This window comes from Trichocoleus sp. FACHB-40, from assembly GCF_014695915.1.
Lineage (GTDB): Bacteria > Cyanobacteriota > Cyanobacteriia > Cyanobacteriales > FACHB-T130 > Funiculus > Funiculus sociatus.
This window is the reverse complement of record NZ_JACJPF010000125.1, coordinates 1-22,965: the sequence shown is the minus strand read 5'-3', so window position 1 is coordinate 22,965 and position 22,965 is coordinate 1. Positions and strand designations below refer to the sequence as shown.

The window sequence follows — 22,965 nt, the reverse complement described above, 5'->3', positions numbered from 1 at the left end:
AGCTAGGAGTCAGGAGTAAGAAATTAATAACTCATAACTCCTGACTCTCTTCACAGAACCTCACGTCCCAGATAAGGTTGCAGCACTTGCGGTATTGTGACAGTTCCATCCGGTTGTTGATAGTTCTCCAGAATCGCCGCCATCGTCCGCCCTATCGCCAAACCTGAACCATTTAGTGTGTGGACAAACTGGGTTCCCTTCTTCCCAGTTTCTCTAAAGCGGATACTGCCGCGTCGCGCCTGAAAATCCGCAAAATTCGAGCAGCTGGAAATCTCGCGGTATTTTCCAGCAGAAGGCAACCACACCTCCAAGTCGTAGCACTTCGCCGCACTAAAACTCAGGTCGCCAGTACATAACTCTATCACCCGATAAGGCAACTGCAACGCCTGCAAGATAGCCTCCGCGTCCCTTACGAGCGATTCATGCTCTGCTGGTGAAGTGTCAGGATGGACGAATTTCACCAACTCGACTTTATTAAACTGGTGCAGTCGAATTAACCCCCGCGTGTCTCTCCCATAGCTACCAGCTTCCCGACGAAAACAGGGAGTATAAGCACAGTGATAAATGGGTAGCTGGGACGCTTCCAAGATTTCATCCCGATAGAGATTCGTCACTGGTACTTCCGCTGTGGGTGCCAGCCACAAATCATCCTGGTCGCATTTGAAGCTTTCTTCAGCAAATTTGGGCAGTTGACCTGTAGCTTTGAGGGATTCGCTGTTGATGAGAAATGGTGGAATAACTTCCACATAGCCTGCTGCGATTTGTCGGTCGAGCATAAAGCTAATCAAAGCTCTTTCCAGCGCCGCACCAGCACCGATTAAAGTTACAAATCGGCTTTTAGCGACTTTGACAGCACGCTCAAAGTTGAGAATCCCCAGTTTCTCGCCAATTTCCTCATGAGGCAGAATATTAGAGTTTTGGGGCAGATATTCATCACCCCAGCGGCGTACTTCTACATTCTCTTCTTCACTTTTACCAATAGGCGTGGACTGACTGGGTAAGTTAGGGAGAGCTAACAAAAGTTCTTCTATTATGGCTTTCAGCTCTCTTTCTTGCGGTTCTAGTTCGGCAATCTGAGCTTTGACAGAGTTGCCTTCTTCCCGCAGCGTTTGAATTTCTGCGCCATTGGGGTCACTGCCAGATTTAATTTTTTGTCCGACTAATTTACCAATTTCGTTACCCCGCGCTTGCAGCTGACTTCGCTTCGCTTCGAGTTCCCGTTGCTGCTGGTCTAGCTGCAAAATCGGCTTTATGTCATGATGAGCGCCTTTATGATTCAGTCGCTCTTGAACGTCTTGTGGATTTTCCCGTATCTGCTTAAGGTCTAGCACTGCTTCTTCCCTAGCTGTTGCTGCCAATACATCAGGATATCCTGTTTGCAGAACAGCTTATATCGATTTTAGATTTTGCGGCGGCGAAAAAATTTCTCATGGAGTTAGTCTAGCGGCTGCTCTGTTGCGCTAATTCGCCTATGTCGCTCTTGTTCTAGCATATGCCCTTTCTTCGCTATAGCTGGGATAGTAATTTTGGATTTTGCAAACCAACCGAGTTCTCACGCCTCAAAAAGAGGTAGGTGATTTGATGGTTGATTTGGGAACTATATAAACGAAGTAACTTAAAACTAAAGCAATGACCAATAATTACACACCGGAATCTTTGTCCGCACCCTTCCCAAAATCAGTTCTCACAGTCAGCCGGGAAGAGTTGAGTTACCTGGAACTGACAATTGAAGGAGAACTACCACAACTGTACGGCTACGCCTTCATTATTGGGCCAGCGGGTTCTGTTGACAGCAAACCTGTTCCCGGCACTTTTCAAATCCACCCATCCAGCGACGGTACGCCACTGTTCAATGGCGATGCTATGATTTACCGCCTCGACTTTGACAAAGTTCAAGAAGAGAGAAAAGTGCGGTTGACCACAAGAATTGCCAAAACACCATGCTTTTATGCTGACAAAGCCAGCGTACCTGGAACGGAATATGAGGAGCTTAGGTTTAATAATCACGGTCTGGCTCGTTTGTCAATATCACTCGGCTTTCGCAATGAGGTAAATACAGCATTCTTACCCATGCAATTTCCCGGTCAAAATGAGCGTTTGTTAATTACTTGGGATGCTGGAAGACCCTATGAAATTGATCCAAAAACTCTGGAAGTTGTTACGCCTGTAGGGAAAAATTCAGAGTGGCGCGAACAAATTGAACTACCGCTTCCCTTTGGAATTGTTACAACCGCCGCTCACCCTTTCTTCGACACCAACACGCAAAAGCTATTCGCGGTTAATTATGGTAAGTCAATTGCTACTGCCTTATCCCCCCTACTTTTTAACGATATAGAAGAACCTTTGCAAGAATTTGAATATTTTTTGAAAGCTGTAGAAGACCGACTGACGAAAGTTTCCCAACCAACTCAACTGCTTGTGGAGACGAAGTCAAAGCTGCCGTTCGGAGAAGAAATCTTTCATGATTTGTGTAAACAAATGCTGAAAGTATTTTTAAACCAACAATTAGAAAAAGAGATAGAAGAATTTGCTGAAATTTTTCGAGAGCTGCTGCAACTTCTGTTACTAGAAAAAGATGTTCCCAAAAGATTTGAGGAAATCTGGAATGAATTAATTCAAGTTCTCAAATATGAACTAGAGAAAGGAATTGAGAATTTTCACGAACTTTGCCTGGAAATACTCAACCTTGTAAAGGTAGCACAAATCCTGCTGCCAGCAGCAAGAAAGATGGAGGATTTTGTCTACTTAATTTGCTGGGATGGTGAAAGTGAATTGAAGAAATGGGAAGTTGTGCTAGATGAGGGAAAAAGCACTACTCCGGTAAAAATTAAGCAAAGTATGCACCAAATAGCAGTCACTCAAGATTATGTAGTGCTGATGGACACAGTTTTCAAACTAGGCCCAGAGCAACTGCTGACAAGTCCTTTGCCAAAGCATCCGCAAATAGAAAATCTGCTGAGAAAATATCTTGACTATGCAGAAACGCCTGACACCACTATATATATTGTGCGCCGTTCTGACCTCGATACCCAAAACTCGACTGTTAAGGCAAAGAAAGTGGTAATTCCGCGAGGTGCAGCACACTTTTTGGCAGATTATGAAAATCCTAACAACCAAATTACGCTGCACTTAGCGCATAATACCGCTTGGGACCCGTCGGAATGGATTCGCAAATATGACCAATCTGTTGTCAGCGGCACTGATAATCTGCCTTATGGAATGTCGATTGGTGGCATGGATATTAACCATCTCGGACGTTATGTAATTGATGGAGAAAGTGGCAAGCTAGTTGAGTCATCTCTGCTCACAAATTTTGATTACACTTGGGCAACAGCGATTTATGCTTACAGCGGTACTGTGCCGACAGCGCAGTTTGAAAATATTTACTGGAACTCTTGGGGATGCTGGAAAGAACTGCTATCACAGTATGCCTTCGACACGTATAAAGACTATCAATATCGGGAGGTGTCGATAGAGAAGGTGCGGGAAGTTACTAAACAAGGCATACCTGTTAATTTATGCCGTGTAGATACTAAGCAGATGAAAATATGCGACACTTACAAATTTCCTCCAGGCTACTTCGGAAACTCGGCTCAGTTTGTACCCCGCCGTAATGGTGACGGTGCTTCAACGGACGGTTATATTGTGTGCGTTGTCAATTCCGGCGATGCCAAAAGCGAAATTTGGATTTTCGATGCTGCTGACTTAAATCGTGGAGGAAAAGGCCCCTTGTGTAAATTGAGCCATCCCCAATTTAACATCGGCATGACTGTACACACAACTTGGTTGCAAAATATTGGCAACCGCTCATCTAGCTACAACATTTCGGTGTGTGAAGATTATCATCAGCGGGTGCAGGATACGAAATCTCCGCTTATTGAGAAGCTGTTTCAGGAGAAAATTTACCCCAAATTTGAAAATAATTCCGCATCTGTCTAAAGTAGGAATGTAGAGTTAGTACAATTGGGATGCCGATCCGCCGTCTGGTAAATTTGATGGTTGATTGGGAATTCTATAAATAGCGAGTTTTGGCGCGATATGAACGAACCCAATCAAAACCAGGCTGAAGCAATTAACCCAGGCGGTTTGCCTCCGTTCCCAGAGGGGATGATGACGGCAAGTGCTAGCGAACTCACGGATGTGGCGTTGCAGGTGGTTGAGGGAAAATTACCGCACGATCTCCACGGTCATGTATTTATCGTGGCACCCGTGGGTTCTGTCAATTCCGGGGGTTTGCCAAATCCAGACGGCACCCATGTTTGGAATGGCAATGGCATGATTTATCGCCTAGATTTTCACAAGCCTGGTGAAGTGTGGTTGAAGACACGGATTGCTAAGTCACCTTGCTATTACGCTGATATAGCAACTCGACCTGGAAGCCGCTATGACAAGTATCAGTTTCGCGATTATGGCATGGCACGGTTTTCTCTGCATCTGGGAATGCGGGATCAGTTAAATACCGCATTTCTGCCGATGAAATTCTCTGGTGAGGAAAATGAGCGTTTGCTGGTGACTTTTGATGGGGGTCGTCCGTATGAGATTGACTTGGAGACGCTTGAGGTAGTAACGGCAGTTGGGACAAATAAAGAGTGGTGTCCGGGGATGCAGTTGAATATTCCCTTTCAACCTGTTTTGAGTACGGCGCATCCTTGTTTTGATGCCCGCACTGAAGAGATGTTTACTGTTAATTATGGTAGGTCGTTAGCGAATTTTTTAGAAACTATTGGGTTGGTTTACGAATTGGAAAAACTTCCGCAAGAAGTGGAGGAACTTCTGGAAGCGATCGCTTCCTTTTTTGACGAACAAGATTTTGTCAAAAAAATCTTCGATTCATTCTCCCAATTTTCTCAGAGCATATGGCAATTTTTGCAAGGCTGGCTGGAGAAACTATTCGGAATTGCGGATTTTGTCTATTTAATTCGCTGGAATGGGGTTGGTGAGTTTGAACGCTGGAAGCTGGTTTTGCCGGATGGTAAACCTGTCCGAATTGAGCAAACTATGCACCAGATAGCGGTGAGTCGGGATTATGTGGTGCTGATGGATACTTGCCTGAAATTTGGCATGGAACAGATTTTGAATAACCCGATTTCAGGGAGTAAGCAGGCAGAAAGACTGTTGAGAAAGCTGCTGACGCGATCGCAACTTCCGGACACGAGTATATATATTGTGCGACGCGATCGCCTGAAAGCCGGACAACGTCCAGCATATAATAATGACAAAGAAGTTGAAGTTGTTGCTCAGAAGGTGGTACTTCCCCTCGAAGCTGCCCATTTTCTAGTAGACTACGACAACCCCAATGGGCAAATTACCCTTCATGTCGCCCACGAATGCGCTACTGATGTCTCGGAATGGGTGCGGCGTTATGATTCTGCCTACGATGGCAAGCCTGCATCGCCTCATCTGGAAGGAATGCTATCAGTTGGGGCAATGGATATCGGTCGTCTAGGACGCTATGTAATTGATGCTGAAAAAGCAGAAATTCTGGAGTCAAAGGTTATCTTTGATACTAAACGTACTTGGGGGCTATCACTCTACACGTACCGCGACACCCCATCTTCCGGAACGTCAACCGAGAAAATTGAAAATATCTATTGGCAGTCTTTTGGATTTTGGCAGGAATTACTGACTGAGTTCGTCTTTGATTTGTACAAAAACTATAAGTATCGGGTAATACCCCTGGAGCAACTTCTGGATATTCCAGACGCTGGCAAAGGCAGACCCTCTTGCTTGTTTAGACTGGATACAAAAAAGATGGCGATCGCGGACTCCTATGAATTTCCTCTTGTCTCCAAAGACCAAAAACATTGGGACAGCCACATCATCAATTCACCGCAATTTGTCCCAAGTGCTAATAGTAACAATGATTCAACCGACGGTTATATCGTGTGTACCGTTGTCTCCCAACATGGTAAAGAGATTTGGATTTTCAATGCTCAAAGCTTGGCACAGGGCCCTTTGTGCAAACTGAGTCATCCTTCAGTAAACTTTGGTTATACAATACATACAACATGGTTGCCAAAAATTACACCCCGCACTGCTAATTACAAAGTCCCTGTACGTCAAGATTACGAGGAGCTGGTGAACCATAAATCTCCAGAAATTCAGGGGATATTTAGTCAAGAAGTATATCCATACTTTGATAGAGAGTCAAGAAATACATGAGATATTTTTAAGAATTTTTTCCACTATATTGTTATATAGTGGAAAAAGCTTTTATTCAAGAATTGAACCAATAGCACAAACGATGCTTGAAAAGCTGTCCTAACAGATTATTAAACTAGCAGCACAGCTATAAATTAAGGTTCAAGGCATCACTACCTTAGCATCATTCAAGTCATCATCAACAACAGAAGGTTTATCATTAGGGAGCATTTATTTATAGTATTGACTAGCTGAGGAATTTAAAATGCTAAAAATCCCAGGCTACAAAATTATTGAAGTCCTTCACGAAGGCACAAAATCATTAGTTTATCGTGCTTTTAGACAAGTCGATAGACAAAAGGTTGTTATTAAAATTCTTAATCAAGAATATCCAGACCTTAACGATATTGCCAAATTCAAACATCAATATGAAATCGTAAAGAATTTAGATTTATCAGGTATTGTTAAACCTTACAAGCTGAAAAACCATAACAACACTTGCGTATTAGTGCTAGAGGATTTCGGCGGTGAATCGCTCGAAAAAGCGATAAATTCGTCAAAAATGAACTTGCTAGAACTCCTTAAAATAGCCATTCAAATTTCTCAATGGCTGGGAAAACTGCATCAAAATCATATTATACACAAAGATATAAAGCCTCAAAATATATTGGTAAATCCTCATACAGGACAAGTAAAAATAATAGACTTTGGTATTTCTTCACTTCTTTCCAGAGAAACCCAAGAAATTAGAAATCCTAATGTTCTGGAAGGGAGTTTACCCTATATGTCGCCAGAGCAGACTGGCCGGATGAACCGAGCAATCGATTATCGGACTGACTTCTATTCATTAGGCGTAACTTTTTATCAAATTTTAACTGGGGCGTTGCCTTTTCAATCAACAGACCCGATGGAATTAGTCCATTGTCATATTGCTAAACAGCCAGTTCCGCCGAGCCATCTAAATCCGGAGATTCCCCTGGCTATTTCTAATATAGTCATGAAATTGTTATCAAAAACAGCAGAAGCCAGATATCAAAGTTCCTACGGTCTAAAGTTTGATCTAGAAGTTTGTCTGACGCAACTACAAACTACCGGGAAGATTGAAAATTTCATACCTGGTAAGCAGGATTTCTCCAATAAATTTGAGATTCCGCAAAAACTCTATGGTCGGGAACAAGAAATAACCATCCTGCTGGCGGCTTTTGAGCGGGTAAGCCAAGGCTTAACCGAGATGATGCTAGTTTCAGGATTTTCAGGTATTGGTAAATCAGCTTTAATCAATGAAATTCACAAACCCATTGTCCAACAAAGAGGGTATTTTATTTCCGGGAAATTTGACCAATTTCAACGAAATATTCCTTATGCTTCCTTAATTCAGGCTTTTCAGTCATTAATTAGTCAAATTTTAACTGAAAGTCAAGAAAAAATAGCAGCCTGGCGAGAAAAACTTTTAAATGACCTTGGTGCCAACAGTCAAGTGATTGTTGATGTGATTCCGGAAGTAGAACTAATTGTTGGACAACAGCCGCCTGTTGCCCAACTAGGATCAACAGAATCGCAAAATCGCTTCAACATAGTTTTTCAACAATTTATTAGAGTATTCGCCAAAAAAGAACATCCCCTAGTTGTATTTCTTGATGATTTACAATGGGCTGATTCGGCATCCCTCAATCTAATTCAATTGCTAATGACGGCGAGAGATAGCCGATACTTATTTTTAATTGGGGCATATCGAGATAATGAAGTGAATGCCTCTCATCTTTTAATGATGACATTAGATGAGATTAATTCTGCCAATGCTATTGTCAATCATATCAACCTAAAACCTTTGGATTTAGGTCATACCAACCAATTAATTAGCGAGACTCTTAGCTGTGATGAAGTCGAGTCAAAACCTCTAGCAGAGTTAGTAATTCGTAAAACTAATGGCAATCCCTTCTTTGTCAACCAGTTTTTAAAATCTCTCTACGAAGAAAAGCTATTGAACTTTGTCCCCTCTCAATCCGTCCTTAATAAGCGGGCTCAAGCTGTGTGGCAGTGGAATTTAGAGGAAATTAAAAAAGTTGGCATAACAGATAATGTCGTTGAATTGATGGCTGGAAAAATTCAAAAGCTTTCCGATAACACACAGCAAATACTTAAGTTAGCGGCTTGTATTGGTAATAAGTTTGATTTAAAAGTTTTATCATTTGTTTATGAGAACTCTCCAGCAGCAACAGCGATTGATCTCTGGGAAGCAATTCGGGAAGAGTTAGTTTTACCCCTCGATAATAATTACAAAATATTCCTAGATTTTGATGCACAGGAAGCCAATAATTACTTAGTTTCCACTGATACATTAGTTTCTTATAAATTTTTACATGATCGCGTTCAGCAAGCTGCCTATTCCCTGATTCCTGAAGAAAATAAACAAGACTTTCACTTAAAAATTGGTCAACTGCTTTTAGGTAATACCAGTTTAGAGGAACGGGAATCAAAAATATTCGATATTGTCAATCAGCTAAACTTTGGAAGCGAGCTAATTGTTAACCAAGAAGCCAGAAATAAACTTGCTGAATTGAATTTAACGGCTGGAAAAAAAGCCAAGGCTTCGATTGCATACGAACCAGCGTTAAAATATTTAACAACTGGTATGAGGCTTTTAGCAACAGATAGCTGGGAAAGCGATTATCAGCTAACTTTCGATTTGTACAAGGAGCGTTCTGAATGCGAATACCTTTGTAAAAACTTTGAGCAAGCTGATAAGTTATTTAACACTTTATTGCAAAATGCCAAGACAAATCTAGAAAAAGCAGAAATTTATGGCATTCAAATTATTTCATATACAACTTTAGGCAAGTTTTCAGAAGTCGTTGAATTAGGTAAGCAGGCTTTAAAATTGCTGGGTTGGAATGTCCCAGAGAAAACCAGGGAAATTAAAAAAGCATTAAAACTAGAAATTCAAGATATTCGGTCAAGTATCGGCGATACTAGCATTAAAGATTTAATTCATAGTCCGGATATGACTGACCTGAATATGTTAGCAACTATTAATTTGATTTCGCACGTAATACCTGCTTTATATTATACAAACATGGATTTGTCTGACCTATTTTATTTAAAGCAGGCTTCTCTATCATTGAGGTATGGAAATGCAGGAAATTCTGCTATGGGTTATTTGGGTTTAAGTAGGTTTTTAGGTGAAAGATTAGGAGATTTTCAATCTCGCTATGAGTTTGGTAAACTTTCTTTGAATATTATTGAAAAATTTAATAGCAGCGAATTGAAATGTAAAGTAAATTTCTTGTTTGGTGGCTTTGTTAATCATTGGACTAAGCATTCAAAAATAGACATTATTCATTTAAAAACTGCTTACCAAGCAGGGATTGAATCAGGGGACATAGTTTGGGCTTGTTATGCCAACAATGTTCTCAGCATGAGAAGTTTTATTACGGGAGATTATCTAGATAATCTTTATATCGAAAATCAAAAGTCTCTCGATTATGCTAATCAAGTTGGAGAAATATATACACCCAACTTTTTTTTAGTGACGCAACAGTTAACCTTATGTTTGAAAGGCTTAACAAAAGATAAATGTAGTTTCAGTAATGAATTTTATGATGAAGAAAAACATTTGGAGCAACTAAGAGCTTATGCTGGATTGGCAATTGCTCTCAATTGGTATTATTTTGTAAAACTTGCAACATTATACATCTTTGAGGATTACTCGAATGCTTTGAAGATGGCATTAGAGTCTGAAAAAACTCTGTCCGCTGTATCAGGTTTAATGCAAGTTGCGGAGCATTACTTCTATTATTCTCTAACTCTGGCTGCTCTTTATAGTACGGCTAACGAGGGGCAAAAAAAGGAGTATTGGAAAACGCTAAAGAAAAATCAAAAACAAATGAAAGTTTGGGCTGATAATTGCCCAGAGAATTTTTTACATAAATACTTGCTCATTGCTGCTGAAATGGCTCGTATTTCCGGCAAAACCCAAGAGGCGATGGAGTTATACGAGCAAGCTATCAAGTCTGCTAAAGAAAATGAGTATATTCAAAATCAAGCGATCGCTAATGAATTAGCTGCTAAATTTTATTTTGATAAAGGATTTGATATTATTGCCAAAGCCTATCTAATGGAAGCTCGTTATGGTTATACTAAATGGGGGGCAACAGGCAAGGTAAAAGAGTTAAATACTAATTATCCTAATTTACTTTATAGAGCAACAGGAGTTAAAGCTACCTCTACAACTTATTCTATTGCTACCTCTAGTGAGGATGCAGGAGTTCTAGACTTAAATACAGTTGTAAAAGCTTCGCAAGCGCTTTCTGGTGAAATCATTCTGGATAAGTTGCTGGCCAAGTTAATGAAAATTGTAATTGAAAATGCCGGAGCTGAAAAAGGTTTTTTAATTATAAAAAATAAAGATAACCTCCTGATTCAAGCAGAAGGTGCAGTCAATAAAGATGAGGTGATACTGCTGCAATCACTTCCAGTCGAAAATAGTGGCAAACTTTCAGTAGGAATTGTTAATTATGTAGCTAGGACTCAGGATAATTTGGTTTTAAAGGATGCGGTTCGGGAAGGGAAATTTATTAACGAGCAATACATTGTTGAAAATAAACCAAAATCTATTCTTTGTACGCCCTTGATAAATCAGGGAAAATTAATTGGGATTCTTTACTTAGAAAATAATTTAACAGAGGGAGCTTTTACTTCAGAGCGGTTGGAAGTGTTAAACCTCCTATCTTCCCAAGCCGCTATTTCTATTGAAAATGCTAGTCTTTATACGAACTTATCAGCCTTAAATATTGCCTACGAGCGCTTTGTTCCTCATGAGTTCCTGCGTTTTTTAGAAAAAGAAAGCATCCTAGATGTGCAGTTAGGCGATCAGGTGTTTAAAGAAATGACAATTTTGTTTTCTGACATTCGCTCGTTCACAACTATCTCCGAGGGGATGTCACCCAAGGAAAACTTTAATTTTATCAACTCTTACTTGAGCCGAGTTGGCCCAGTCATCCGTCAGCACAATGGTTTTATTGATAAGTATATTGGTGATGCCGTAATGGCACTGTTTCCCCAGACATCTGAGGATGCAGTTCTAGCAGCGATCGCTATGCAAAAAAAGGTTGCACTCTGGAATGAAGAACGGCAACAAAGAGCAGAAGTCCCCATCTCCATTGGCATTGGTTTGCATACTGGTAGTTTGATGCTGGGTACTGTTGGCGAGTCGGAACGGATGGAAAGCACCGTGATTTCTGATGCAGTAAATCTCGCCTCTCGGATGGAAGGTTTAACGAAACTGTATGGCGTGGGTATCGCAATTAGTGAACAAGCTCTGTATCAACTGGATGAACTTTCAAAGTACAGCTATCGTTTTCTTGACCGCGTTCGAGTCAAAGGAAAACAGGCTCCGGTTGCCGTATTTGAAGTTTTCTCTGGCGAACCAGAATCTATCCGCAACCTCAAGACGCAAACTCGAACCGATTTTGAACAAGGCATTATTCTCTATTACCAACAAAAGTTTGCACAAGCCGAGCAAATCTTCAAGGAAGTTCTACAAAAAAATCACCAAGACAAAGCGGCGAAGCTATACGTGAAACGCTGCCAGAAGTATCAGACATCTGGCGTTCCGGCGGGGTGGGATGGGAGTGAAGCTTTGGATGAGAAGTAAGCGGCTATTGTTGGGGTAGGCGCATTTTCCATATTAATATGGTAAGACTTTTTGGCCCGCTCCTAACGACAGCACTGCTTCTGGTCGCCCCAAGAAAAACAAAAAACCAGTTCAGTGAGATGAAGTAAGGATGCACTCGCAACGGGTTGTTCTTGCTCTATTTTTCTTTTCTACTGATAACTAGCTGCTAGGCTTTGCAATGGCTATCGAGGGGTTAAAGAGCTATCAAATAAATGGGCAACCAAACACATTTGTTCAGTCACTTCCTGCGGAGTTTGGTAGAGCTTATACAGAGAAAGAGGTATTAATACCTTTTTTCAGCCATTCGTCATACATTAGACGATTTTTGTCTCTGGGTTTAACCCATACAGCAAAGGGGGTCTTCCTTTTTGCCCATTTGGTGTGGGTTATCGGTATTTTTACTGTTTACTGTAAAGATTTTATGAACTTTAAAGAAAACCCTTGTTTTAATGGCTTTTTCTGAGTAATTTAAAATATATCCCCTGTAGATATACCGACGTTCAGCTTCAATAGCTGACATTTGTGTAAATTACAGCAAGAAACGAGTAAAGCGTCTCTGGGTCAGATGCAAGTTATCAGGGAAGATACTTCAGTAGCTCTTATGTATAATTAAGCTCAATAAGCTACACTTCTGCCAAAGGTATCTAATTTTGCGCTGGCCGGGAAAATTGCCCAATAAATTTGCATCTACTTTGTCGATATTGATTTTTATCTTCACCTCATGGTAGGGAGGATATCTTATGATGTCTAAGTTTTAAATAACTGTAAAAATCACTGACTTTGTAGTTCAAATTTAGAATAAGCAAGAAAATGTTCAGACAAAGAAAACTGCTAGAAAACGGTAGCTTACTAAGGGAAACCTTAGCTGGGTATGACGCTTTACAAGTAAATCTTTCTTCAGAGTTATTGTCAGCAACATCATCAAGACTATTTAACCTAGCTGGAAAGAACATTCAATTTTCTAGCAGTAGTTCTTCTAGTGCAGCCAGTGTTGTACCCGATCCTGGTAATACTTTGAGGACAGCTTTTAGGGTGGGGTCGCTGAGCGATAGCACTTTTAACGATTTTGTGGGTGACAGTGACCCGGAAGATTTCTATCGCTTCAGATTAACTACTCCCAAGGATCTCAACTTGGCACTTGATGGAGTGAGTGCCAATGTCGATGTGTATCTGATTCGGGATGCCAACTCTAATCGTGCGCTCGATCCTGGTGAGATTATCGCAAGTTCAGAAAATGGTGGCACCTTAGCAGAATCGATTAACCTCTCCAACTTAGCGGCGGGTGTTTACTACGTCCAAGTCAAGCAATCTTCTGGCGATACCAACTATAACCTGAGTTTGTCTACTAACAGCCTGCCACAGTTGGCTGACCTATCAGGCGCGAACTTCAACGTGATGCAGAGTTCCCTGACTCCAGGTAACAGCTTCAATGTTGAGTATGAAATTCAAAACACTACAAGTGGGAATGCCGAGGGATTCTGGGTAGACTTCTACCTGTCACAGGATAGCAACATTACGACCAGCGATCGCCGCCTCGGTTCTCAATGGATTAGCTCTCTCTCCGGTAACAGCAGCACAGACACCTTAACAAACAACCTGAATTTACCGGGAGCCAGCGATGCCTTCTGGAGCAGTACGGGGACGTACTACCTCGGCATGATTGTGGATGCGGAGGGTAATATCACCGAGGCAAACGAGGCAAATAACGCCAACCAAGGTGAGTTTTACGACTTTGACAGTTTTCAGCTTGCAATAGCCCCTTCTAATTCTCTTAGTGCTAGAACTTATTCTCCAACAGATAATAACGCCATTAATGCGCTCTTGAATGAGGCTGATAGCTATTGGGACACTAGCTCGACTGGGGGAGCCATTACCTACAGCTTCCTTAGTAGTGCTGCTGCTAATTCTTATTACGGAAATGAAAGTGTCTTTGAACTGAGCGAAACGGTCAAAGCCAATGTCCGCTCAGTTTTGGAATCACTTGAGTCATTTATTAACGTTGATTTTGTCGAAGTTGCAGATAGCGCCACTAGCTATGGAACTATCCGCTATATGTTCTCTAATGGGCCAGCCTACGCCTATGCTTATTATCCAGGTAATTATGAAATAGCAGGCGACGTACATCTGAGCCAAAACTATGAGAACAGTGCTGTCAACAGCTTTTCCAGCGAACCTGGCACTTACGGATACGAAACACTAATTCACGAAACATTGCACGCTTTGGGACTAAAACATCCAGGTAACTACGACGGTTCGGGGTCAGGAGATGGGCTGTTTTTGTCACCTGGGGAAGATAACAATACCAACACAATAATGAGCTATAACAATGTTGGTAGTAATGCAGTGACACCAATGGCTTATGACATTCGAGCGCTGCAATATCTCTATGGTGCAAAAAATTACAATTCAGGCAACAACCTTTATTCTTTTAATACTGTTTATGGTTACAGCAACGACAGTCTGTTGTCGGGTAGCTCCACTAACCAATTGAAGCAAACTTTGTGGGACAGTGGCGGTATAGACACTTTGGACTTCTCGGATTTGGCATCTCTTGATTCGGGCTACCGCTTCGATATGCGGGAGAATGGGATGCTGACAACACAAGCAGCCTACAACAGCACAACGTATGAGGATCGGAGTACGGGAGAAAACTATACTACCTCTAGATTTGGGACTGCGATCGCATACGGCGCAACTATTGAAAACTTGATCAACTCAACCAGTAACGATTACATCATCGCTAACAGTGCGGCAAACTCTTTCTTGGGCTATGTCTTTGGCATTAACACTGGAGACGATATCTTTGAATCTACAGATTCTCTAGATGTCCTCAACTTATCTAGTTACAACTTCTCAAATCTAACTTCTTCAATCATCAATACCGATCTAAATATACAACTAGATTCTTTCGGTTCGATAACTATCAAAGATTACTTTGGATCTAGTGGTTCTATGAAGTTTGCGATTGCAGATAGTTATTACACTTACACTTCTTCCGGAACTTGGGAAGTAGCAGCAGCTCCAGCAATTCCTGATACTATCGGTAGCAATACAGGGGGAACAGGAATCGGATCAACCCCCGCTGTTTCCTCAGCAACATCTACTCCCGTATCATCAGACATATTAGCTGCTGCTTTACGTTGTAGCTGTCAAACCTGCTCAGCTACTGCTATAGCGCTTCAAACACTTGACTCTTCAAATTTGAGTGAATTAATAGCAGTTAGTTAAGTGATTTTTCAAAACTATGGCAAGAATACACAGAATCGAAAGAAGGCTTAATGCTAGGGATTTGTTGCTTTTGAAAGAGTTTGCTTCTCAACGACTTAAGTGCAGATGCCGACGTGCAGCTATTTGATAGTGATCGCGTTAAAGTTTAAAGTTCGTACAATTTTGGCAGCACTACAGAAGCGATTAACGTCAATGTAAATGCAGGTACTTACAAACGTCTCATAGCAATCCTATGGGAGTTGTGAGGTGCCAGCCCTTCAGATACCTGACTTCTTTAAGAAGTCGGGTATCTCGCCTTCACGAACCATTTAGGGCTGCTATAGAAGCCAAGGAACTTTATTAGCAATTATATTTAACCGCTTTAAGAAACGCTTTATCTCCTACCTGGAGTCAATTTGCTACCAGTGTGATTAAGTGGCGATCGCGCTTTTTGCTTCCCAAAGTGTAATCTTAGCTAGTTCATAACCAAACAGCGCGATCCCCTCACTTATTGCTGTTATAAAGTTTGTATAAATTTTATATAAAGTTTTTATAAAATTACGCAAAATGTCCGGATGGTTTCTGGAACCATTATCACCCCTGCTGTGGAGCAATTACGTAAGTACACGTAGTACAGGGTGAACATATGCCAGCAGTAGATTTAGCGGGAAACACACTAGGTACAGCTAGAGGTTTAAATATCACTCCGAATAGCCAAACATTTACAGACCATGTTAGTCCTCTAGACCCGAATGATTACTATCGCTTCAGCCTTACGGGTCGTAGCAGCTTCAGTCTCTCTGTTAACGGATTGAGTGCAGATGCAGATGTACAGCTGCTCAACAGCAGCGGTCAGACTATACAGAGTTCTGCTAATGTGGGCGCAACCGCTGAAGCAATCAACGCTACCTTAAATTCAGGCACCTACTACATCCGGGTTTTTCCCTTCAACAGTGCTAGCACTAACTACAACCTGAATGTATCCGCCGCACTGGTGGATTATGCCGGCAACGCGATCGCTACCGCTCGTGATATTGGTACTATCAGTAATACTCAACAAGTATTGCGAGATTCAGTTACAAATTTTGATACCAATGACTACTACCGTTTCACAGTTGACCCGACTAGCAGCCTCAGCATCAGACTAGATGGTTTGAGCGCAGATGCCGACGTGGAGCTGCTCAGAAGTAACGGTAAATTGGTAGCGTTTTCCAACCAGGAAGGCACTGGTATTGAACAAATCAATACCAGTAATTTAGCGCCCGGTACATACTACATTCGAGTCTCCCAGTTCAGCGGTAACACCAACTACAACCTAACCGTAGCCGCCACCCCACCCGACTTTGCTGGCAACACTTTAACTACAGCTCGCAACTTGGGCGCACTCAACGGCACCCGTACTGTCCAAGATGCCATAAATACTTCTGACACCAACGACTACTACAGATTCAACGTTGGCCCGAACAGCAACCTAAGTTTAAGACTAGATGGTTTGAGTGCTGATGCTAATTTGCAGCTACTCAACATCAATGGTCAAGTAGTGGCAAACTCCTTCCTGACAGGAACCACTGCCGAAACAATTAACTTTAATAATTTAACCGCTGGTGCTTACTACGTAAGAGTTTACCAAGGCAGCGGCAACAGCTTCTATAACTTAAGCCTGTCAGCTACAGTACCCGACTTTGTGGGCAACACTTTCACGACAGCTCGAAACATGGGTTCACTCAATGGAAGTAGAACTTTCAGCGACTTTGTGAACAGTGCTGACCCCAACGACTACTACCGCTTCAACTTAAATGCTGGCGGCAATTTTAGTTTGTCGTTAAATGGCTTGAGTGCCGATGCAGATGTGCAACTCTACAATAGTATTGGGCAAGTCATTGCTACTTCTGCTCAGGTCGGGACTACTGCTGAATCAATTAATACATTCTTGGGATTCGGAACCTACTACGTGCGGGTTAATTCCTTCAATAACGCTAGCACTTACTACAACTTGAGTTTGTCTTCTACACAATTTACAACTCTAGATAATGCTGGTAACACGCTACCGACTGCCCGCGACATTGGCACCCTCAGCAATAGTCAACAAGTCTTCCGAGATGCTGTTAATAGCCTTGATACAAATGACTACTATCGTTTTACAGTTGACCCAAGTAGCAATCTCAACATCACATTAAATGGCTTGAGTGCAGACGCTGATGTGCAGCTAATCAATAGCGCTAATCAAGTATTACTATCTTCAGTTAATGACGGCGCCCTGGCGGAAAGTATCAATACAAGTAATTTAGCGCCTGGTACATACTACATTCGGGTTTACCAATTTAGCGGCAACACTAACTACAACCTGAGTGTATCCGCCACCCCACCCGACTTTGCTGGCAACGCCTTAACTACAGCTCGTGACATGGGCCCTCTCAACGGTACTCGTACTTTCCAAGATGCCATAAATACTTCTGACACCAACGACTACTACAGATTCAACGTTGGCCCTAACAGCAACCTGAGTTTGAGACTAGATGGTTTGAGTGCTGATGCTAATTTGCAACTACTCAACATCAATGGTCAAGTAGTGGCAAACTCCTTCTTGACAGGAACCAGTGCGGAAACAATTAACTTTAATAATTTAACTCCTGGTGCTTACTACGTGCGAGTTTACCAAGGCAGCGGCGGCGGCTTCTATAACCTAACTGCGTCTGCAACAATTCCCGATTTTGCTGGTAGCACTTTTGCCACTGCTCGCAACATCGGTCAGCTAAATGGAAGTCGCACTTTGGGCGAGTGGGTGAGCAGTGCAGACGTTAACGATTACTTCCGCTTTGACTTAGCAGAAGGTCGCAGTTTTGGTTTGTCGTTAAATGGCTTGAGTGCTGATGCTAATTTGCAACTTTACAATATTAATGGGCTACTGATTTCCAGTTCAAGTCAGGTCGGTACTGTGGCAGATTCAATAAACACATTCTTGGGAGCAGGAACCTATTACGTGCGGGTGAATTCTTTCAACAACGCTAGTAGTTTCTACAACTTGAGTTTGTTGGCTTAAATTCTGCCCTCACGATAACAGCCCCTCTTTGCCTGCAAAGAGGGGAGCAAGAGGAAATTCCGTTTTTATTCGTTACTAGGCTCTCGCCTAGTAACGAAATGAACATAAATTAGTATAATTACCTAACCGAAAATGCTTCGGTAAATCGACGAGTGACTGGCTCCATTATAAAGGTGAGAATGGATTTTTTCCGAGTTACGATTTCTCCCGTTGCTGCCATACCTGGAGTAAATTCTACTTTTTGACCCCGCACCATAACTGTGTGTTTTTGCAGTTTAATTCTGGTGGGGAAAACTAAGCCTAACTCTTTATCAACAATTGCATTAGGACTAATTTGAACTACCTCACCATTAATCGTACCAAATTCCTGAAAGGGGAAAGTTGCTAGTTTTACCTTTGCTTTCATATCCTTACGGATAAAGCCGATATCGCGGTTGAGAACTTTGACTTCTACCAAAAGTTCTTCCTCTGCTGGTAGTAGAGATAATAACTCTTCTCCTGGTTGCACTGGCCCTTTGGTTGCTTTGACGCTGTAAACTGTAGCTTCAAAGGGAGCGAGAATGTTTTCTACTTCTCTCTGCTTTTTCGCCTGCTCCAGTTGACCTGCAACTGTTGTTAGTTCTTCACGTCGCCTGTTGAATTGAGTGAGGATTTCACTCTGGCGTTCTGACCCCAAACGTTCAGCTTGATTGCGAGCGCTTTGATAGGCTTGTTCGGCTTGGCGAATTTGTTGACCTTGAGCGTCGATATCTTTTTCTATTGAGCTTACTTTGTCTTGAGCTTCAGTTACTTTGTCTTCAGCGTTGGTAATGGCATCTTTTGTCCTAGTGACATCAGCTTGCGCTCTAATTACTCGGTCTTGTGCATCAATGTAATCGAGTCGAGGTACAGCACCCGGAGTTAACAGACTTTTAAAAGCCTCTTCTCGTTTTTGAGCGATCGCTAAGTTTGCTTCTGTCTTCGGAAGCAGGCTTTTGGCGTTGACTAGATTGGTTTCGGCGTTGGCGAGGTTGGTTCTGGCGTTGATCAGGTTTTCTTGCAGACGGGTGAGGCGAACTTTAGCTTCATTCATCACCGCAATTTGCCGATTCGCTTCGGCTTGCGCCGCCGCTTTTTGCGATTCAAAGTCTTTTAAACGAGAGGTTAAAAGCTGGTCTTGCAGAGAATTTCCACCACTTCCGGCTCCTGATCGTTCGGCTTCCAGACGCTGCAAGTCTTGCTGAATTAACTCCGAAGATTTGGCTAGGCGGTCAACTTCGGCTTGCGGTAAGCCTGGATCGCGCTCCACCAAGACATCACCTTTTTTAACGCGATCTCCTTCTTTTACTTTGACAGATTTAATAATGCCGCCACCAAGCGATCGCACTGGCCTTACCTGTGTCGATGCTATCAATTCACCGGGAGCCACAGCTACTTCATCGACTTCGCTAAAATGCGCCCAAGCAATTGAACCCAACACTAATAAGCTAATAGTTCCTGCCAACAATCGCGTATACAGTGGCGGTAATTCTTGCACCGCCTTACCCAATTCGTAAGATAAAGAATCCTCTGGTGAGGCAAGTTGCCCTCTTGTTTGACGAGCTTGCGCTGGGGAAGAAGTAAGACGTGTTTGCATAATAATTCGATATTTTAGTTGCTCAATTAAATCTTTTGTGTAACTATTGAGCGTGTTACTTACTTGAATTCACTGATACCTTCATTATTCTTATAGTTAGCATAGCATCCCGATTTTGTAAAAAGGGCGAATATAATTTGCATATTAAGTTAGCCCTTATTCTGGATAGGCAGAGTGACTGCAAACTCCGTTCCCTGCCCAATCGCTGAAATCACATCTATCTTACCTCTATGCTTTTCAATAATTTGGTAGGAAATAGACAGCCCTAGTCCTGTGCCTTTACCTACTGGCTTTGTTGTGAAGAATGGATCGAACAGCTTTTCTCTAATTTCTGGTGGAATCCCCATACCATTGTCTCTAATTCCTACCTGAATGTGAGAAAAATTTATTCTTTGCGTCTGAATTGTAATTTGCTTGCTAGGTTGGGTAGACTCTTCTAATAGCGCATCAATCGCATTGCTAATAATGTTCATAAATACTTGATTTAGCTGTGCTGGATAGCATTCAATTAGGGGCAAATCTCCATATTTATTTATTACTTGAATCTCGTGCTTGAGCCGATTATTTAATATCAATAATGTACTATTAATTCCTTCATGGATATCGACTGATTTCATCTCAGATTCATCAAGGCGAGAGAAGTTACGCAAAGACACCACAATTTGCCGAATCCGGTCAACTCCCATCCTCATTGAGGACAGTAGTTTTTGCAAATCTTCAGCAAGGAATTTCAACTCAATCATTTCAATTTTGTCTTGAATTTCAGGAGTTGGCTCAGGGTAATGTTGCTGATAGAGTTCTACTAATTCAAGCAATTGTTGAGTGTAATCGTTAGCGTAACCCAAGTTACCGTAAATGAAGTTGATGGGGTTGTTAATTTCGTGAGCCACCCCCGCTACCATCTGCCCCAAACTGGACATTTTTTCGGCTTGAATCAGATGTGTTTGGGTGCTTTTGAGGTATTGGAGTGCTTGTGTAAGTTCCTGAGTCCGTTCCTCTACTCGCTGCTCCAGCGTCTGACGAGCTAACTCTAGTTCATGGGTATACTCTCCGACCCATTGAACCAACTGATTGAGAGAAATTGCTAACGACCCCACTTCATCCTCAGTTTTAACAGTTGCTTGCAGCTCAAAATTTGCTTCCTGGGTGACTCGCTTGGCAACTTGAGTCAAACTTTCGATGGGACGAGCGATCGCACGACTGGTAATGAGAGCTAGAGCCACTGCCATTGCAACTGACAACAGCATACTTACAGCAATAATTTGCAGTCTTAATGTTTCTGCTTCTTCAACCCTTTGATTTGCTTGTGTCCGTTGAAATTCAGCACCTACTTTGAATTGGGATAAACTTTCTGAAAGGCGGTCAAACTTAACAGTGATATCAGTTGTTGATTTTCCTCTAATAAAAGTTAACAACCGTTGCTGTGCTGCTGGAATATTTTCTGGTGTTAAGTTAGGGGGATCGATTTGCTGCCACAGAGACTGCATCAGCCCAGCGTAAGCCTCTGTGTTGGTTTCATACCCCTGTAATAAATCCTTTAGATTTGTGGTGTCTCTGACTAAGTTACGAGGATGAGTTTCTATGAAAAATTTAAAATCAGAGATGAGTTTCTTAACCCGATTAACATCACCCAAAAATTTAGCCGTTTCATAGTCAAACCAGATTGACTCTCCAAGAATGATGACCAGCCGTTGAGGATGTGACTGTACCGCATTAACAGCATTTTCTAAATCACTTAGGAGATGTTGTTGCCTATTGGCAATCTTCATCTGTGTCTGAGCCTGTTTTTGGTAATAGTCTCCAGTGACTAGCCCAATAGTTGTTCCAAGAACTGCTATCCCAATAGCCAATGTATAGCCGTAACCAATTTTTTTGGCTATACTCAACCGTTGGATCTTGGCTCTTATCCAGTTTAAGGACAATTTTGAAATGTTCCTTTTGTTATGTAAATTTAGCTGGAGTGGCGAAAACATAGCCTTTTACATTTTCCTGAAAAATGTAATTAAAATGACATCGATATTTACGCTAGAATGATGATTCATCTAGTTAAGCTTTTACTGAACAAAACTACCTTGCCCAACAATTTTGTATACCTGACGAAATTGGTTGTAATCAAAATCATTGGCAGAAACTAGCTTCGAGCCTTTGAACTTTCCTTCTTCAACAGATGAAAGACTTTGGAGCAGTTTATCTTGATTTTTCATCATGCGATCGCCCATCTCTTTGACAAAGCTTGAATTTAGCTTGCTACTAACAACAAATAAATCGTTGGGAAAGAACGAGCCTTTCACGATCACTGGCAACGCACTTTCAGATAAGCCTTCATCCTTCAGAAATTTCTCATACTTGATAGATGAACCTCCCCAAGCATCAACTTCACCCTTTTGTAAGGCGGGTAATCCCTTACTGCCTAACAGAAGAATTTCTAGGTCAGATTTAGGGTTTAGTCCAGCATCAATTAGCAGTTTTGTCGGGCCAAGATGACCACTTGTTGAACCGACCTTCCACATGGCAATTTTTTTCCCTTTCAGCTGTGCTACCGATTTGATCTTGTTGTTAGCAGAAACACAGATGACTGGGTAATAGTTGGATCGCGTGATTCCAATTATGGGAACTGCATTCGTCCTGGCACTCATCACTACGTATTCGGAGGGGCCTGTGAAAACAAAGTCTACCTGATCTGACTGCAAAGCGGCAGCAGCAGCTATATAGCTTTCAAAAGGAACAAACTCAATTTTCTTTTCCAATACCTCCTCTAACGCAGTACGCAGTCCTCCATAATCGCGCTGCAACTGTTGGAGTCCCTGAGTATCTGTCACTGTAAATCGGAGTGTATCAGGGACGTTTGCATCTAAATTGGAAGATATACTATTGGAATTACTTGTTGCCGATGCACAGCCTGCAATTAGTAACAGGAAGTACGAAAGGAAGTTGCGTCGTTTCATCTTTTGGTGCAACTGTTGAAACAGTTTATCTATTTAGCAGTATAACAATATGAATTTGGCTTATATTCTAATTAATAATAGATTATTTTAAGTTTAAGGTTAAAAAATAACTTAAGGTATTGTTACTTACACGACGTATAGAAATCCTATTTGAGTTGTGAGCCAGCTCTTCAGCTCCTTGACTTCTTTAAGAAGCCGGAAAGCTTCCTTTCATGAATTATTTAGAAATGCTAAGCTGTTGTGCATTTAAATTGTGATAAAAGCATTACCTTTGTTTTTGAGCTTTCGTCCCCACTTAATAACCAGCTCTCCTTCATTTAAAAGCCGATGTAATAAATACTCT

The 22,965-nt window shown here is 41.7% G+C and carries 9 protein-coding genes; 5 read left to right on the top strand and 4 right to left on the bottom strand.

Going from position 1 to position 22,965, the window contains the following annotated elements; translation table 11 throughout:
- Positions 1 to 50 precede the first annotated feature (50 nt).
- Positions 51 to 1,331 (bottom strand): serine--tRNA ligase, encoded by a 1,281-nt coding sequence (serS, locus tag H6F63_RS29025; protein ID WP_190640714.1) that lies wholly within the window; start codon positions 1,329 to 1,331, stop codon positions 51 to 53.
- A gap of 298 nt (positions 1,332 to 1,629) precedes the next feature.
- On the opposite strand from serS, the gene H6F63_RS29020 reads away from it, so the two are divergent.
- From H6F63_RS29020 to H6F63_RS29000, 5 genes are all read left to right on the top strand, one after another.
- Positions 1,630 to 3,939 carry a carotenoid oxygenase family protein gene (locus tag H6F63_RS29020; protein WP_190640707.1) on the top strand — a complete coding sequence of 770 codons (2,310 nt, stop codon included), beginning with the start codon at positions 1,630 to 1,632 and terminating at the stop codon, positions 3,937 to 3,939.
- Positions 3,940 to 4,038: 99 nt separating this feature from the next.
- Positions 4,039 to 6,162, top strand: a complete 2,124-nt coding sequence (locus H6F63_RS29015) for a carotenoid oxygenase family protein (RefSeq protein WP_190640706.1) — start codon at positions 4,039 to 4,041, stop codon at positions 6,160 to 6,162.
- 244 nt (positions 6,163 to 6,406) lie between these two features.
- Positions 6,407 to 11,794 (top strand): AAA family ATPase, encoded by a 5,388-nt coding sequence (locus tag H6F63_RS29010; protein WP_190640705.1) that lies wholly within the window; start codon positions 6,407 to 6,409, stop codon positions 11,792 to 11,794.
- A gap of 831 nt (positions 11,795 to 12,625) precedes the next feature.
- A complete protein-coding gene (locus H6F63_RS29005) occupies positions 12,626 to 15,043 on the top strand; it encodes a pre-peptidase C-terminal domain-containing protein (RefSeq protein ID WP_190640704.1) in 2,418 nt (805 codons plus the stop codon).
- A 625-nt stretch (positions 15,044 to 15,668) separates the two neighbouring features.
- On the top strand, positions 15,669 to 18,062 hold the full coding sequence (locus H6F63_RS29000) for a PPC domain-containing protein (protein ID WP_190640703.1): 2,394 nt from the start codon (positions 15,669 to 15,671) through the stop codon (positions 18,060 to 18,062).
- Between the two features lie 118 nt (positions 18,063 to 18,180).
- Here the strand turns inward: H6F63_RS29000 and H6F63_RS28995 are convergent, their stop codons facing one another.
- From H6F63_RS28995 to H6F63_RS28985, 3 genes are all read right to left on the bottom strand, one after another.
- Entirely contained in the window at positions 18,181 to 19,677 is a 1,497-nt protein-coding gene (locus H6F63_RS28995) for an HlyD family efflux transporter periplasmic adaptor subunit (protein ID WP_190441660.1), read from the bottom strand.
- A 149-nt stretch (positions 19,678 to 19,826) separates the two neighbouring features.
- Entirely contained in the window at positions 19,827 to 21,563 is a 1,737-nt protein-coding gene (locus tag H6F63_RS29685) for an ATP-binding protein (protein WP_206755855.1), read from the bottom strand.
- A gap of 168 nt (positions 21,564 to 21,731) precedes the next feature.
- The gene (locus H6F63_RS28985; protein ID WP_190640701.1) at positions 21,732 to 22,622 is read right to left on the bottom strand and encodes a PhnD/SsuA/transferrin family substrate-binding protein; all 891 of its coding nucleotides are present in this window, start codon (positions 22,620 to 22,622) and stop codon (positions 21,732 to 21,734) included.
- Between the last annotated feature and the right edge of the window lie 343 nt (positions 22,623 to 22,965).

Bases quoted from the DNA above. Each gene is read 5' to 3' on its own strand.
- H6F63_RS29020 (WP_190640707.1), top strand. From the start codon at position 1,630: ATGACCAATAATTACACACCGGAATCTTTGTCCGCACCCTTCCCAAAA.
- H6F63_RS29010 (WP_190640705.1), top strand. From the start codon at position 6,407: ATGCTAAAAATCCCAGGCTACAAAATTATTGAAGTCCTTCACGAAGGC.
- H6F63_RS29015 (WP_190640706.1), top strand. From the start codon at position 4,039: ATGAACGAACCCAATCAAAACCAGGCTGAAGCAATTAACCCAGGCGGT.
- H6F63_RS29005 (WP_190640704.1), top strand. From the start codon at position 12,626: ATGTTCAGACAAAGAAAACTGCTAGAAAACGGTAGCTTACTAAGGGAA.
- H6F63_RS29000 (WP_190640703.1), top strand. From the start codon at position 15,669: ATGCCAGCAGTAGATTTAGCGGGAAACACACTAGGTACAGCTAGAGGT.
- H6F63_RS28995 (WP_190441660.1), bottom strand. From the start codon at position 19,677: ATGCAAACACGTCTTACTTCTTCCCCAGCGCAAGCTCGTCAAACAAGA.
- H6F63_RS28985 (WP_190640701.1), bottom strand. From the start codon at position 22,622: ATGAAACGACGCAACTTCCTTTCGTACTTCCTGTTACTAATTGCAGGC.